This window comes from Campylobacter lanienae NCTC 13004, from assembly GCF_002139935.1.
Lineage (GTDB): Bacteria > Campylobacterota > Campylobacteria > Campylobacterales > Campylobacteraceae > Campylobacter > Campylobacter lanienae.
Genome location: NZ_CP015578.1, coordinates 1,217,023 through 1,231,430 on the forward strand (window position 1 = coordinate 1,217,023; position 14,408 = coordinate 1,231,430).

The 14,408-nt window shown below is 35.4% G+C and carries 18 protein-coding genes; 14 read left to right on the top strand and 4 right to left on the bottom strand.

Features of this window, described 5'->3' with window-relative positions; genetic code table 11:
• The first annotated feature begins 147 nt into the window (after nucleotides 1–147).
• The 14 genes from CLAN_RS06200 (at nucleotide 148) to CLAN_RS06265 (ending at nucleotide 11,395) form a co-directional block, all read left to right on the top strand.
• Nucleotides 148–888, top strand: a complete 741-nt coding sequence (locus tag CLAN_RS06200; protein ID WP_096017543.1) for a thioredoxin domain-containing protein — start codon at nucleotides 148–150, stop codon at nucleotides 886–888.
• The gene (pseF, locus tag CLAN_RS06205) at nucleotides 885–1,559 is read left to right on the top strand and encodes a pseudaminic acid cytidylyltransferase (protein ID WP_100590838.1); all 675 of its coding nucleotides are present in this window, start codon (nucleotides 885–887) and stop codon (nucleotides 1,557–1,559) included. Before CLAN_RS06200 ends, pseF begins: the two co-directional genes overlap by 4 nt.
• Nucleotides 1,549–2,334: a sugar phosphate isomerase/epimerase family protein gene (locus tag CLAN_RS06210; RefSeq protein WP_100590839.1), complete on the top strand. Its 786-nt coding sequence runs from the start codon at nucleotides 1,549–1,551 to the stop codon at nucleotides 2,332–2,334. Before pseF ends, CLAN_RS06210 begins: the two co-directional genes overlap by 11 nt.
• 152 nt (nucleotides 2,335–2,486) lie before the next feature.
• Complete coding sequence (gene exbB, locus CLAN_RS06215; RefSeq protein WP_096018346.1) at nucleotides 2,487–2,912, top strand: TonB-system energizer ExbB; 426 nt, start codon at nucleotides 2,487–2,489, stop codon at nucleotides 2,910–2,912.
• Nucleotides 2,909–3,295, top strand: coding sequence for a TonB system transport protein ExbD (gene exbD / locus CLAN_RS06220; protein ID WP_100590840.1), 387 nt, complete (start codon nucleotides 2,909–2,911; stop codon nucleotides 3,293–3,295). The genes exbB and exbD overlap by 4 nt, the downstream gene beginning before the upstream one ends.
• Nucleotides 3,292–3,978, top strand: a complete 687-nt coding sequence (locus tag CLAN_RS06225) for an energy transducer TonB (protein ID WP_100590841.1) — start codon at nucleotides 3,292–3,294, stop codon at nucleotides 3,976–3,978. Before exbD ends, CLAN_RS06225 begins: the two co-directional genes overlap by 4 nt.
• Nucleotides 3,979–4,107: 129 nt before the next feature.
• Complete coding sequence (pseI, locus tag CLAN_RS06230; protein WP_100590842.1) at nucleotides 4,108–5,115, top strand: pseudaminic acid synthase; 1,008 nt, start codon at nucleotides 4,108–4,110, stop codon at nucleotides 5,113–5,115.
• Between the two features lie 4 nt (nucleotides 5,116–5,119).
• Nucleotides 5,120–6,118 carry an N-acetylneuraminate synthase gene (gene neuB / locus CLAN_RS06235; protein WP_100591055.1) on the top strand — a complete coding sequence of 333 codons (999 nt, stop codon included), beginning with the start codon at nucleotides 5,120–5,122 and terminating at the stop codon, nucleotides 6,116–6,118.
• Nucleotides 6,115–7,263 carry a UDP-N-acetylglucosamine 2-epimerase gene (gene neuC / locus CLAN_RS06240; protein WP_100590843.1) on the top strand — a complete coding sequence of 383 codons (1,149 nt, stop codon included), beginning with the start codon at nucleotides 6,115–6,117 and terminating at the stop codon, nucleotides 7,261–7,263. The genes neuB and neuC overlap by 4 nt, the downstream gene beginning before the upstream one ends.
• Nucleotides 7,260–8,345 carry a nucleotidyltransferase family protein gene (locus CLAN_RS06245; protein WP_232045871.1) on the top strand — a complete coding sequence of 362 codons (1,086 nt, stop codon included), beginning with the start codon at nucleotides 7,260–7,262 and terminating at the stop codon, nucleotides 8,343–8,345. Before neuC ends, CLAN_RS06245 begins: the two co-directional genes overlap by 4 nt.
• Complete coding sequence (locus tag CLAN_RS06250) at nucleotides 8,342–9,235, top strand: Gfo/Idh/MocA family protein (RefSeq protein WP_100590844.1); 894 nt, start codon at nucleotides 8,342–8,344, stop codon at nucleotides 9,233–9,235. The genes CLAN_RS06245 and CLAN_RS06250 overlap by 4 nt, the downstream gene beginning before the upstream one ends.
• Nucleotides 9,232–9,933, top strand: a complete 702-nt coding sequence (locus CLAN_RS06255; RefSeq protein ID WP_100590845.1) for an acylneuraminate cytidylyltransferase family protein — start codon at nucleotides 9,232–9,234, stop codon at nucleotides 9,931–9,933. The genes CLAN_RS06250 and CLAN_RS06255 overlap by 4 nt, the downstream gene beginning before the upstream one ends.
• Entirely contained in the window at nucleotides 9,926–10,660 is a 735-nt protein-coding gene (locus CLAN_RS06260; protein ID WP_100590846.1) for an oxidoreductase, read from the top strand. The genes CLAN_RS06255 and CLAN_RS06260 overlap by 8 nt, the downstream gene beginning before the upstream one ends.
• 42 nt (nucleotides 10,661–10,702) lie before the next feature.
• Entirely contained in the window at nucleotides 10,703–11,395 is a 693-nt protein-coding gene (locus CLAN_RS06265) for a class I SAM-dependent methyltransferase (protein WP_100590847.1), read from the top strand.
• Between the two features lie 55 nt (nucleotides 11,396–11,450).
• On the opposite strand, the gene fliY is transcribed toward CLAN_RS06265, so the two are convergent.
• The 4 genes from fliY to CLAN_RS06285 are packed head-to-tail and all read right to left on the bottom strand — an operon-like array spanning nucleotide 11,451 to nucleotide 14,406.
• Nucleotides 11,451–12,284, bottom strand: a complete 834-nt coding sequence (fliY, locus tag CLAN_RS06270; protein ID WP_096017531.1) for a flagellar motor switch protein FliY — start codon at nucleotides 12,282–12,284, stop codon at nucleotides 11,451–11,453.
• Nucleotides 12,277–13,386 (bottom strand): flagellar motor switch protein FliM, encoded by a 1,110-nt coding sequence (gene fliM, locus CLAN_RS06275; protein WP_096014113.1) that lies wholly within the window; start codon nucleotides 13,384–13,386, stop codon nucleotides 12,277–12,279. The genes fliY and fliM overlap by 8 nt, the downstream gene beginning before the upstream one ends.
• Complete coding sequence (locus CLAN_RS06280) at nucleotides 13,386–14,090, bottom strand: RNA polymerase sigma factor FliA (RefSeq protein WP_096017530.1); 705 nt, start codon at nucleotides 14,088–14,090, stop codon at nucleotides 13,386–13,388. The genes fliM and CLAN_RS06280 overlap by 1 nt, the downstream gene beginning before the upstream one ends.
• Nucleotides 14,062–14,406: a hypothetical protein gene (locus tag CLAN_RS06285; protein ID WP_096014115.1), complete on the bottom strand. Its 345-nt coding sequence runs from the start codon at nucleotides 14,404–14,406 to the stop codon at nucleotides 14,062–14,064. The genes CLAN_RS06280 and CLAN_RS06285 overlap by 29 nt, the downstream gene beginning before the upstream one ends.
• Nucleotides 14,407–14,408: the final 2 nt, after the last annotated feature.

The following is a 14,408-nucleotide window of genomic DNA, read 5'->3' on the forward strand; positions in this document are numbered from 1 at the left end:
ATTTCAAATCAAATTTAAAATTTGTGTTAGTTAAGGTAATATTATGCCATTTTTGAGCTTTGGATTCTTAAAAATTTGATAATAGATTGTGATTTTTGTTTAAAATTCGCCCATATAATTGCGATTTATATATAATAAGGATATAGAATGAAAAAGATATTTGTAAGCTCAATTCTAAGCTCTAGCTTGCTCTTTGGTGCTTTAAGCGAGTCTGAAATTTTAGAGATTTTTAAAGGAGATAATAGCCAATTAAAATACTCAATCGACTCACGCAAAAATATACCAAACACAAATTTCGAAGAGATCAAAATCAAAATAAGCGATGGCAAAAATAGTGTTTATAGCGCACTTTATAGCGATGGAGAGTATATCTTTCCTGATATTATAGATATCAAAAACAAATTTAGCTACCTAGCAAATTTCGAAAACGAACAAAACAAAATAGCTCTAAAAGAGGCCGCAAAATCCCTTGGCAAAGTGATAAAATCACTACCAAAAAATAGCATTATAACAATAGGAGATGATAAAAATAAAGAGACAAAATATCTATTTACAGACCCTGATTGTCCATTTTGTCGTCAGGATTTAGAATTGATAGAAAATAAGCTTGAAAAATCAAATTTAAAAGTCATCCTAGCCCCAGTCTCATCGCATGGAATTCCAGCAATTAAAAAATCTATAGCTATTTTAAACGAAGCCAAAAATGCCAAAGATGATGCCACTAAAATAGCAATTTTAAGAAAATATTTCTCTATAGATACAAAAGAGCCAACAGATATAAGTGATAAGAAAATTAGTGAATTTAAATCTCAAGTAGATAGGATTTTTGCCACTGGTGCTGTGCGTGGAGTGCCTACGCTTATAGATGCTAAGGATTTGGGATTATGATAAATAATCTAGCTATCATCACAGCAAGGGGTGGCTCAAAGCGAATTCCACGCAAAAATATCAAAGAATTTATGGGAAAACCTATGATAGCTTACGCTATACAAGCTTGTCAAAACTCAAATATCTTTGATGAGATTATGGTCTCAACAGATGATGATGAGATTGCTAATATAGCTCGAAATTTAGGTGCTAAAGTGCCTTTTATGCGCTCAAGAAAAAACTCTGATGATTACGCTACTACTAATGATGTTTTAATAGAGGTGATTGGTGAGTATAAAAATCTTGGGATTGAACCAAGTGCGATATGCTGTGTGTATCCTTGTGTGCCGTTTTTAGATGGTGGTATCTTGCGTGATGCGTATGATAAGTTTATATCTAGCGGTGCTGATGGACTGACGCCGGTGGTGAAATTTAGCTTTCCGATTCAAAGGGCTTTTAGAATTGTAGATGGAATTTTACAATATAATGAACCACAAAACGCCACAAAAAGAAGTCAGGATTTAGAGCCTATGTATCATGATGCGGGAATGTTTTATTTCCATAAAACTTCATGGCTTTATAGCAACAATATAATCCCATATATAATAGATGAATCCCTAGCTCAAGATATCGATACAATGGATGATTGGAATATGGCGCAGATTAAATTTAAGGTCAAAAATGAGTTATAAAATTGGTTTAAAACTTTGGAGTTTAAATGAAAATTATATATCACCAGCAAGAGAGCTTTTTGAGCTTGGGGTATATGATTATATCGAGCTTTATGCGGTGCCAAATAGCCTTAATATGATATCAAAATGGAAAAGCCTAGCCAAAGATTGCGGGGTTAAATTCGCCATCCATGCTCCGCATTTTAGCAGTGGGCTTGACTTTTCTAATCCTAATAAACTTAATGATAATTTAAATTTATGCGAAGAGGTGAAAGTATATCAAAATGAGCTTGAAGCCCTATATACCATCTTTCATCCAGGAATTGGTGGCAAACTCAAAGAGAGTATAAGACAGATGAAAATGATCAAGAATCTCAAATTTGCTATAGAAAATAAACCATATATAGTCCCCATAGATAGCGATAACAACGCATTTTGCGTAGGTAGCACATACGAAGATATCAAAGAGATTTTAAGCGAAGTTGGGTGTGATTTTTGTCTTGATGCGGGGCATGCTCTGTGTAGTGCGAACTATCAAGGGTTAAATCCATATGATTATATAACCAAATTCAATACCCTAAAACCTACAATTTATCACATAAGTGACAATGACCAAGAGGCTAAATTTGACGCTCATTTACACTTTGGTGATGGCAGTATCGATATAGCTAGGATTGTATCAATCTTGCGTGGGGGCGAGTTTTTGGCTATTGAGACTATCAAAGATAGTAAAGAAAATTTAGATGATTTTATCAAAGATTCAAATTATTTAAAAGATATTATCTCAAATTTATAATTTAATATTAGTTTTGATAATAATTCTTAAGATTATTAATTAAATGGAATTTATTTAATTATAATATCAAATTTAAGCTATAAATCTCCTGTTTTTATAATTTTATTTTAAAGTTATTTTGAGTATAATTATCAAAATTTTTGGAGATTTTAATGGAATTTTTAAAAGAATACATAGATTACATAATCTTTGCTACGCTTGGTATTATGGCGTTTGTAGCTTGCTGGTGCGTTATAGAGAGAGTTCTGTTTTTAAGGCGAGTTGATTTTGATAACTATTCTAATCAAACCGAATTAGATAACGCCCTAAGCTACAATCTCACTACTCTATATATAATCTACTCAAATGCCCCATATGTCGGACTTTTAGGTACTGTTATTGGGATTATGATTAGCTTTTATGATATGAGTATTTCAGCTACTATTGATGTTAAAAGTGTGGTTTTGGGTCTTTCATTAGCGCTTAAAGCAACTGCGCTTGGGCTACTAGTAGCAATTCCTAGCTTGATAGCTTATAACTATCTTTTGCGAGGCGTGAATTTGATATCTAGCAAATATCAAAATAGGATAGAATCTTGATTAAATTACCTAAAAACGAAGGGTTAAATATAATCCCATTTATTGATATTATGCTAGTTGTCTTAGCGATGGTTTTGAGTATCTCAACCTTTATCGCAAGCGGTAAAATCAAAGTAGATTTGCCAAGTGCTAGCTCTGCTAAACCGCTTGAGTCTAAGGAGAAATTAACCATCATAATAGACCAAGATGACAAATTTTATCTTGATGATACGCAAATTAGCATTGATGAGCTAAGCAATAAAATATCAATCACGCCAAAAGATACAATAGTAGAGCTAAAAAGCGATAAAGAGGCGAGATTTGATAGTTTTGTCAAAGTCATAGATATATTAAAATTAAATCATCACGAAAATTTCGCTATCATTACAGAAAGGGCACAATGATAAGATATATCTCAAATTCAACCAAAACACAATCATTTTGTCTGACTACTATACTGTTTTTACCGTTTCTTTGGCTTGGGTTAAATGTATTAAAGCCCATTACACCATCTATTAGCGCTGATAATAGCATATCTTTAAGCCAGATTATCCAAGCCTCATCCAAACAAGCCAGTCCCACCACAACTCACAATATCGAACCTATAATAGAGCCAATTGCTAAGCCAATTGAACCGATCCAAAAGTCGATCAAAAAGCCAAGACACAAACCAAAACCAGCTATAAAACCAGCTACGAAGCCGATACCAGAGCAAGTAGAACAGATAGCTACGACAAATGTTAGCTCTCAAGCCCCTTTGGCTCAAGTTAATTCAGCCGAGCAAATAGAGAGCTTTAATATCTCAAATTCAACCAATCATCCATTCTTAGCTGCGATAAAATCGGCAATTGATAAAGAGCATAGATACCCTAGAATGGCTAGAAAATTAAAACAGCAAGGCGAAGTTGTGGTGAAATTCACATGGACTAAGGATATGAAGCTTAAATTTCTTAAAATTATAAAAGGCTCACCATATGAGATATTAAACGACGCAGCATTAACCACTATTTTAGATGCGTCAAAGCACTTTCCAAAATATGATAAAACCATTGAAATTCAAATTCCATTAGTCTATAAAATATCATAATTTCACCCCTAAACTCCAATCCAAATAGCCAAAAATCAAAATACCATTTAAATTTGGTATTATTTTGGCTTACAAGCTATAATTTTGGATTTTTTGGATAAAATCTATAAAATTAAATTTGGAGTTGATATGAATCCATTTGTCATAGCTGAAATGTCAGCAAACCACTGCGGTGATAAGAATTTAGCCTTTAAAATCATAAAAGCCGCTAAAGATGCAGGTGCCGATGCTATCAAAGTTCAAACCTACACCGCCGATACCATCACGATTAATTCTAGAGATGAGATTTTCATGACTAGAGATGATGAGCTTTGGGCTGGGCAGAGCCTGTATGAGCTTTATCAAAAGGCCTATACCCCTTGGGAGTGGCAAGGCGAGCTTAAAGCTTATGCTGATGAGATTGGGATTGAGTTTTTTAGCACGCCATTTGATTTTAGTGCGGTTGATTTTTTAGAAAGTATCAATGTAAGTAGGTATAAAATAGCCTCATTTGAAGCGATGGATTATCCGCTTATTCGCTACGCAGCAAAGCATAAAAAGCCTATGATTATCTCAACTGGAGTATCTGAAATTGAAGAAATATATGAGGCAATTGAAGCTTGTAAAAGTGTAGGAAACAATGATATAACCATTCTTAAATGCACTTCTGATTATCCAGCTAAGATAGAGGATATGAATATTGCTACCATAGCTGATATGGTAGCTAGATTTAGCCCACTTGGCGTTAAGGTCGGTCTAAGCGATCACTCAATGAGCTTAGAGGTGCCAATTTGCGCTGTTGCCCTTGGTGCTAGCGTGATAGAGAAGCACTTCACACTTGATAGAGCCTTAGGCGGCGAAGATAGCGGATTTTCTCTTAATTATGATGAGTTTAGCGCCATGGCAAAAGCAGTCAAAAATGCCTATAAGGCTCTAGGAAAGGTAGATTATAGCTTTGATGAGAAAAATCGCAAATATGCTAGATCGCTTTTTGTAACAAAAGATATTAAAAAAGGGGAAATTTTAACCCCACAAAATATCCGCTCCATTCGTCCAGCTCAAGGCTTGCACCCTAAATATTATGATGAAGTAATAGGCAAAAGAGCGCTAAAAGATCTTAAATTTGCCAAGCCTTTAGAATTTAGCGATTTTGAGTAAAACTATGCAAAAAGTATATATAATAGCTGAAGCAGGAGTAAATCACAATGGCAGTTTAGATAGCGCTAAAGCCTTGATAGATGAGGCTTACAGGGCTGGAGCAAATGCGGTGAAATTTCAAACTTTTAAGGCTGAGAATTTAGCTAGCAAAACGGCTTTAAAAGCTAGTTATCAAAAGCAAACTACAAATGCCAACCAAAGCCAATATGATATGCTAAAAGCCCTTGAGCTAAGCTATGATGACCATGTTGAGCTAATCTCACACGCTAAAAGCCTTGGGATTGACTTTTTATCTACGCCTTTTGATATAGACTCAGCTAATATGCTCTATGAGCTTGGGATTAAGAGTTTTAAAATTCCAAGTGGGGAGATTACAAATTTACCCCTACTTCGCACCATAGCTAAATTTCAAAAACCGATAATTCTCTCAACTGGTATGGCGACAATGAGTGAAATAAGCGATGCTTTAAGCATTCTTACGCAATATACAAAGCTAGAAAATATCACGATTTTACACGCTAATACGCAGTATCCAACCCCATTTTGTGATGTGAATTTAAAAGCGATGAATAGCATTGGAGCGCAATTTGGGGTTAAATTTGGCTATAGCGATCACACTTTGGGGATTTATGTGCCTATTGGGGCTGTTGCCCTTGGCGCTAGCGTGATAGAGAAGCACTTCACGCTTGATAAAACTCAAAATGGCCCAGATCACAAAGCTAGTTTAGAGCCAAATGAGCTAAAAATGATGGTAGATGGGATTAGGGCTATAGAGGCCTCTTTAGGCGATGGTATCAAGCGTCCAAGCCCAAGCGAGATTGAAAATATCAATATCGTTAGAAAATCCATAGTAGCAAAGCGTGATATTATTAAGGGGGAAATTTTAAATGAGCAAAATATCATCACCAAAAGAAGCCTTCTAATTGGCATAAGTCCGATGAAATGGGATAAAGTCATAGGGCAAATAGCTAAAAAAGATTATAAAAAAGATGAGATAATATGAGAAAAATTTGTGTAATTACAGGCTCTAGGGCTGAGTATGGGCTATTATATTGGCTTATTAGTGAGCTTAGCATTAGTGATAGTCTAAGACTTCAGCTAGTAGTTACAGGTAGCCATCTAAGAAGCGAATATGGCAATACATATTTAGAAATTCAAAATGAGTTTAATATCGATAAAAAAGTAGATATATTAAATTTCTCAAACGACGCTCTTGGCGTGTGTAAATCAATGGGTGAAGCCATTAGTAAAATTGGAAAAGCCTTAAGTGAGCTTAGCCCTGATATAGTGGTTGTTTTGGGTGATAGATATGAGATATTTTGCGCTGCGGCGGCTGCTTTGGTGCTTGGAATTCCTATAGCTCATATTCATGGTGGTGAGCTAAGTGCTGGAGCGATAGATGAGGCATTTAGACATAGCATTACTAAGATGGCAAATATCCATTTTACCGCAGCCAAAGAGTATGCTAAAAGGGTGGCTCAGCTAGGAGAGGATCCTAAATTTATATTTAATGTCGGTGGAATGGGAATTGAAAATATCAAAAGATTAAAGCTTTTAAGCAAAAGAAAATTTCAAGACTCAATCAAATTTAAATTAAATAAGAAAAATATCTTAGTTACATACCATCCACTCACTACAAAAAAGGATAGTCAAGATGACTTTAAAGAGATTTTAAAAGCCCTAAGTGAGCTAAAAGATACAAATATCATCTTTACCAAAGCCAATAGCGATGCTGGTGGAATGGCTATAAATAAAATGATAGATGAGTATGTCAAATCCCACCCAAACTCCATCGCCTTTGCCTCTTTGGGTAGCTTAAGGTATTTAAGCGCTTTAAAATATGTAGATATAATCTTAGGCAATAGCTCAAGCGGCCTTTTAGAAGCCCCAAGCTTAGGGGTTGCTACTATAAATGTAGGCTCTAGGCAAGATGGTAGATTAAAGGCTTTAAGCGTCATAGATACCAAGCCGATTAAATCTCAAATTTTAAAAGCGATAAAACTAGCCTACACTTCAAAATTTCAAAAAATAGTCCAAAAAAAGCAAAATCCATATGGCAACTCAAAACCTAGCAAAGCCATAATAAAGGTGCTAAAAAATATAAATTTAAAAGGCATAACAGTAAAAAAATTTAAGGATATAGTATGAGAGATTGGGGGGGGGTATTGCCCTATGAGCAAAAAGGGTATATTATGGATATAAACTCTATAAAACTAAGCCCAAATAGCACGATCAAAGAGGCATTAAAGATAATAAACAATGGTGCTTTACAAATGGCTTTGGTCGTAGATGAAAATGGAGCGCTCCTAGGCACGATAAGCGATGGAGATATCAGGCGTGGACTACTAAATTCAATGGAGCTTACTAGTAGCATTGAGAGCCTATACTACCGCACGCCGATCATCTCAAATTCCCCCATAATCCCAGCTTCTATCCTGACAAAAGCAAAAGCCAAAAATATCCGCTACATACCAATTATAGATCAAAATGGCATAGCAATAGCGATCAAAAATATCTATGAATCAAACAAAACAAAGCCAAATCAAGTGGTATTGATGGCAGGCGGGCTTGGTATGAGACTTCGCCCACTTACTAGCAAAATCCCAAAGCCAATGCTCCATGTAGGGCCAAAGCCCATTTTACAAACCATAATCGAAAGCTTTACTTCTTATGGATACCTAAATTTTACAATATGTGTTAATTACCGCTCAGAGATTATCAAAGAGTATTTTGGCAATGGAGATAAATTTGGTATCAATATCAGTTACATTCACGAGAGCAAACGACTAGGAACAGCTGGGGCTTTAAGCCTTATTGATAGACCACAAGATGAGTTTTTCGTGATGAATGCTGACCTGCTAACTAACGCTGATTTTAGCAAACTTCACGACTATCACAACGCTCACAAATCCATAGCCACAATGTGCGTGCGAGAGTATGAGATGCAAGTGCCTTATGGGGTTGTAAATTTAGATGATAACACCATAAAATCCATCACAGAAAAGCCAAAATCCAAATTTCATGTAAGTGCTGGAATATATATGCTAAAGCCACAAATTTTGGATTTAATAGATAAAAATAGCTATCTTGATATGCCAGATCTATTTAATCAACTAGCCGCTAAAGGCCTTAATCCAAAGGCCTATCCAATTAGCGAAAAGTGGCTAGATATAGGTAGAATCGAGGAGTATAATACCGCAAATGAAATTTACAATGAGTTTTTCTCATGAGAGCACTCATCATCTCTATGGGCTCAATCGGGCTTAGACACTATGAAGTGCTAAGTAAAATGGGGATAAAAGCCCACGCCATATCATCACAAAATATAGAAAATATCACTATTTACAAAGATTTACATGAGGTAAATTTAGAGATATATGACTACTTCATCATCGCTTCTGCGACGCATCTGCACTATGAGCATTTAAGCTATATTGACTCTAAAGTATCTGGTAAAATCATACTTTGTGAAAAGCCGTTATTTGATAAATTTAAGCCATTTAGCCCAAATAATCAAATTCTAATTGGCTATAATCTTAGATTTCACCCTTTGATATTAAAGCTAAAAAATATGCTAAAAAATGAAAAAATTCTATCCATTGAGGCACGATGCGGTCAATATCTACCTTCTTGGCGAAATAGGGATTATACCAAATCATATAGTGCTTATAAAGAGCGTGGTGGTGGGGTTTTGCTAGATCTTAGTCATGAGATTGATTATATCAGATTTTTATGTGGATTTAATCTAGAATTAATCAAAGGCGTTCAAGATAAAATTTCAAATTTAAACATCACAAGCGATGATATATCAATGATATTAGCTCGCTCTAATGGTGCTTTAATCAATATTAGCCTAAACTACCTAAGCAAAGTGGCAAATCGCCAAATTTTCGTTGAGACAAATGATAATAGCTATCATCTTGATCTTATAGCAAATGAGCTTAAAATCACTAATAAAGATGGATTAACCACGCTAATCAATGAGCCAAATTTAGATAGAAATGCTCTATTTATGGCTATGCACGCCGATGCTTTGGGCTTACAAAAATATATATGTAAATTGAATGAAGCTCTAGATACAATGAGATTAATAGATCAAATTCAAAAGGATAATAGATGAGTGATATACTATGTACCATCTGTGCTAGGGGCGGTAGCAAGGGAGTTAAGAATAAAAATATCCGCCAAATTGCTGGTCTCCCATTAATTGCCCACACAATAAATCAAGCTAGAGAGTGTGGACTATTTGATCACATAGTTATCAGCACGAATAGCGATGAGATAGCTAGCGTGGCTCAAAATTATGGTGGTGAAGTATTTTTCAAGCGAAATGAAAATCTAGCTAGTGATAACGCTGGGAAGATCCCTGCTATCCGTGATGCGCTAATTAGATCGCAAGAGCATTATAAGCGTGAATTTCCTTATATAATAGACCTTGATGCCACTTCGCCACTTCGATTAGCTAGTGATATCAATAGAGCTTTTAAGCAGTTTATAGATGATGATAATGATATCCTAATCACAGCCGCACCTAGTCGCCGTAGCCCATACTTTAACCTAATAGAGAGGCAAATTGATGGCACAATAAATTTAAGCAAACCACTCCCAAATGCGATTTTACGCAGACAAGATGCACCGCAAACCTATGATATGAACGCCTCAATCTATATATGGAAATCTCAAATTTTATTAAATCACGATGAGCTATTTTTGCCTAAAACTGGACTATACATAATGCCTCAAAATCGCAGCATTGATATAGATGATGAGCTAGATTTTATGATTGTAGAGCAAATTTTAAGGAGTCAAAATGCTTAAAGATAAAGTAGTAGTAATAATAGGTGGCTCAGGACTAATCGGCAAGGCCTTTGTAAGCGCCACTATCCAAAATCACGCCACAACAATCAACGCCGATATATCCAAACCAAATTTAGAACAAAAATGCGATTTCATAAGCACAGATATCACAAACCAAAACTCACTAGATAATCTAATAGAACAAGTTAGCCAAAAATATGGCAAGATAGATGCTGTGGTAAATTCAGCCTATCCTAGAACCAAAAGCTTTTCAAATCACTTTTTTGATGTGGATTATGAGGATTTTTGTCTAAATACAAATTTACAGCTTGGTGGGGCGTTTTTGGTGATGCAAAGATTTGCTAAATATTTCAAAACTCAAGGATATGGCAATATAATCACACTCTCATCTATCCAAGGCGTGGTCGCTCCTAAATTCCAAACCTACAAAGGCACGCAAATGAGCTCACCAGTAGCTTATAGCGCTATCAAAGCGGGCGTAATCCACCTAAGTCGCTACCTAGCTAAATACCTAAAAGGGAGCAACATTAGGGTCAATTGTATAAGCCCAGGGGGAATTTTGGATAATCAAAATGAGATATTTTTAAAACAATATAAAGATGTCTGCCTAAGCAAGGGAATGCTCGATCCTAGCGATATTTGCGGGGCTTTGATATTTTTGCTTAGTGATTATAGCGAGTTTATCAATGGGCAAAATATCATAGTTGATGATGGATTTTGCTTATAAAGCTTAAATTAGTTATAATCAAACAAATTTTAAAGGAGAAAAATGGATAATTCACTATCAGCATACATTACAAAGTATGATACACAGGGCTACGGCTTAGAGTTTCCTGATGGACATGTTATTAGATTTTATGAGAGAATTTTAAATTTCGCTCTTAATAAAACTAGTGGAAATCTATTAGATTTTGGTTGTGGTAATGGGGTTCATTCTAAATATTTTGCTAAGCGTTCAGGGGGGGGTATAAGGCCATTTGGCATAGATATTGTGCCAAGCTTAAAGCAAATTTGGCATAATGATCCCCATATAGATCAAGATAATTTTCATATAATCGAGCCAAATAGCTCATTTGCTCATCTATTTAAACAAAAAATGGACTTCATCTTTGCTAATCAAAGTTTATACTATCTTAGCAAAAATCACTTCGAAACTACCATAAAAGAGCTTTATGATATCTGTAATGATGGCGCCATAATCTTTGCTACAATGATGGCAAATGAGTGCTATGATATGTATCAAAAATCCACCCCACTACCAAATGGCTTAACCCATATCCAAGGCACCCCCACAGGTAGAATGAGCGAGGACTCATATATTAAATTTACTAAGGATATAGAGCAGTTAAAAGATGATTTTAAGCTATTTGAGCCACTATATTTTGGTGATTATACGCCGATTAATCTATATAATTTTGAAGGTAGCTCAAGGCATTTTATATTTATTGGTAAAAAAATTTAAGATAAATCTCTCTAAATTTGCTAAATTCATAGCAAATTTAGAGACAATAAGAAATTTATTTGAGTTGTTCTAAGCGCTCTTTTTTACTGCCGATTTCTGTGATTTGGACACCGAAGTTACCATCTACAATCACCACTTCGCCAAGGGCAACTGGCTTATCACCTATTAAGACTTCAAGCGGATCATTTGCTAGCTGATTTAGCTCAATAACAGAGCCAATATCCATAGACAATACATCTTTTAATAGCATTTTTTTAGATCCTATGCGCACCCTAATCGGTAGCCTTACATCCATAATTAGCCCGATATTTCTAATCTCATCGCTTAGATCGTGCTTCTGCTCTGATTTATTCTCTTTTTGGTTTGAAGATTCTGCTTTATGAAAGTATTTATAAAACGCAAAATCAATACAAACCCCCATCATCTCGCTTAAATTCGCTATACCAACTTGATACAAAAACATCTTTTCAAATGAGGTAAAATCCAAAATTTGATTCTCATCGATATACTTAACTGCGTTGATAGTGAAATTTATCTTTGGCATATCCTTAGCCGCACCAAGGCTAGTTGTGATAGCGCTTAGCAAATTCGAAAATATCTCTTTTGCAGCATCTAGCTCATCATCGCCGATTACTACATTGCCTGTTGGCTCTTCTTCGCCTAGCATCAAGTCATTTATCGCAGTCAGCAAAAGTGGAGAAGCTACGATATTCATCTTGCCATTTATATCGCCACTTAGAGCTATATTAGCTATTACAACTGGGGTTTTAATCCCATTTTGCGTTGGGGCATCGTATTCAGCCGGATCTGATATCTGCGGCGTAGCACCTGTTAATCCCTCTATTGTCGCACTCAATTCATTTTTGAAAATCTCAAAAAATCTAATCATCGTAGTCATCCTCTTCTTCGTTATCTTCGTCGCTATCTTCTTCAGGCTCATTATATGCCATTAACTTAGCTTTTCTATCCTCTTCGTATTGTTCTAAGATCGCTTTTATCTCATCTCTATCAGTTTTGATAAGCTCTTCTAATTTAATAGATTTGCTAAAGCGATGAATTCCAATCTGGGCTAAGAATACCTCTTTTTTGTCTATACAAACTATAGCTTTGTCATCGGCATTGCGATCAAGCCTTAATATATCGCCAACTTCTAAATTCAAAAACTCACTCACACTAATCACAGTCTTACCCAAAATCGCCTCATATAACACCTCAGCACGACCAATTAAGGTTTTAAGCTCTTTGTTACGGCTCTTTTTCGCACTGGTTTCGCCAAGCATAATATCACGATTAGCAAGGCGACTTAAAATCGGCTCAAGATAGATGACTGGATAGCATAAATTTATCATCCCACTTGAGTTTCCGATGATAATCTCCATAACAACCATAATGACAATCTCATTTTGGCTAACGATTTGGACGACATTTGGACTAGACTCTTTGGCTTCGACATTTGGATACATATCTGTAATCATCGACCACGACTCTTTAAGCCGTTGCATAATAATACGCAAAATCGCATCCAAAAGATTAACCTCGATATCAGTTAGCTCTCTATTATTACTATCAAATCCATCGCCATTGCCACCAAGAAGTCTATCTATCATAGGAAATGCGATACTAGGATTGATCTCTAAGACGCAGTTTCCATCAAGTGGCTTGATAGAAAATACATTAAAGCTAGTTGGACTTGGCAAACTCATCAAAAACTCACCATAAGTCATCTGATCAACCGAGTGAAGCCTAATCTCAACGATACTACGCATAATGCTTGAAATTTGTGATGCTAGATTTCTAGCTAATTTATCATGTATCCCCTTAACTGCTCTTAACTGCTCTTTACTAACCCTATTTGGGCGTTTAAAGTCATATATAACAACCTGTTTAGGCTCTTCTATGTGCTCTGGGATATCAGCACTCTGCCCATCTCCATCATCATCTACAACTTGTAAAAGCGCATCTATCTCCTCTTGACTTAAAATATCTGCCATTAAAAGCCTAGCCTTTCTCTAATTTTGGTTATAAGTCTTTTGTGAATTTGACTAATCCTAGACTCTGTTATATTTAAAATTTCACTTATCTCTTTTAAGCTCAACTCTTCATAATAATATAGCTGGATTATCATCTGGTCACGCTCACTAAATTCATTTAAAATCAATTTAATATGCTCTATTAGCTCATCTTTTTCTATCTGTGCTTCTGTATTATACTCACTTAATAACTCATATTGATCTTCTAAACGCAAAACAGATGCTATATCGCTTAAATTCCTAGCCTCTTTGATCTTGCTTATATCTTCATTTAAGGTTTTAGCGAGATATTCATCGCTTGGTTCGCTTTGATGTTTATTATAGTATTCATCTACTAAGCGATCTATATCTTTGACTAATTTACGGCTATTTCTACTTATATTATCAAGAGTGCGAAGGTAATCTAACATCGAGCCATAGACCCTTTGCTTGACATAACCCCAAAAATTATCATTTTGACTCTTGTCATAACTATGACTTAGCCTTACCATAGCTTCGCTCCCTACGCTGATTAGATCGCTAACTTCCACCGAGCTAGGCAAACGGGATTTAAGTCTATAAGCCATAGCCTTTAGAGCTGGCATATAGGCAATTACTAAATCATCTTGCTCTTTTTTAATTTGAGATTTATATATATCAAGCTGCTTTTGCTTTGCGTAGTTCATGCTTTTTACCTGATTTTTTGAGCTTTTGGTCTAAGTGTAAAACAATACTATCAAGCTTACGCTCTCTAATAGCAAGCTCTGTAATGAGATAATCATTTATCTCTTCGTGATGCTCTTTGTTAAATATCTTTAGACCAATCTTTTTGGCATCTATATAGTTCATAACCACAATATGGATGATAATATAGAAAAAAAATGTGATAAGCAAGGTATAAACAACAATCTCTACAGGATCTTCGATCTTAAGGATAACAAACATAAGACCTACGAAAAATCCACACACTGTAAAAAATGCTATATAATTATCTGCTCTCACAA

Coding starts and splice junctions, on each gene's coding strand:
- pseI (WP_100590842.1), top strand. CDS start 4,108: ATGAATCCATTTGTCATAGCTGAAATGTCAGCAAACCACTGCGGTGAT.
- fliY (WP_096017531.1), bottom strand. CDS start 12,284: ATGATTAGATTTTTTGAGATTTTCAAAAATGAATTGAGTGCGACAATA.
- exbB (WP_096018346.1), top strand. CDS start 2,487: ATGGAATTTTTAAAAGAATACATAGATTACATAATCTTTGCTACGCTT.
- CLAN_RS06250 (WP_100590844.1), top strand. CDS start 8,342: ATGAGAGCACTCATCATCTCTATGGGCTCAATCGGGCTTAGACACTAT.
- CLAN_RS06200 (WP_096017543.1), top strand. CDS start 148: ATGAAAAAGATATTTGTAAGCTCAATTCTAAGCTCTAGCTTGCTCTTT.
- CLAN_RS06245 (WP_232045871.1), top strand. CDS start 7,260: ATGAGAGATTGGGGGGGGGTATTGCCCTATGAGCAAAAAGGGTATATT.
- CLAN_RS06255 (WP_100590845.1), top strand. CDS start 9,232: ATGAGTGATATACTATGTACCATCTGTGCTAGGGGCGGTAGCAAGGGA.
- fliM (WP_096014113.1), bottom strand. CDS start 13,386: ATGGCAGATATTTTAAGTCAAGAGGAGATAGATGCGCTTTTACAAGTT.
- CLAN_RS06280 (WP_096017530.1), bottom strand. CDS start 14,090: ATGAACTACGCAAAGCAAAAGCAGCTTGATATATATAAATCTCAAATT.
- CLAN_RS06265 (WP_100590847.1), top strand. CDS start 10,703: ATGGATAATTCACTATCAGCATACATTACAAAGTATGATACACAGGGC.
- neuB (WP_100591055.1), top strand. CDS start 5,120: ATGCAAAAAGTATATATAATAGCTGAAGCAGGAGTAAATCACAATGGC.
- CLAN_RS06210 (WP_100590839.1), top strand. CDS start 1,549: ATGAGTTATAAAATTGGTTTAAAACTTTGGAGTTTAAATGAAAATTAT.
- neuC (WP_100590843.1), top strand. CDS start 6,115: ATGAGAAAAATTTGTGTAATTACAGGCTCTAGGGCTGAGTATGGGCTA.
- pseF (WP_100590838.1), top strand. CDS start 885: ATGATAAATAATCTAGCTATCATCACAGCAAGGGGTGGCTCAAAGCGA.
- CLAN_RS06260 (WP_100590846.1), top strand. CDS start 9,926: ATGCTTAAAGATAAAGTAGTAGTAATAATAGGTGGCTCAGGACTAATC.
- CLAN_RS06225 (WP_100590841.1), top strand. CDS start 3,292: ATGATAAGATATATCTCAAATTCAACCAAAACACAATCATTTTGTCTG.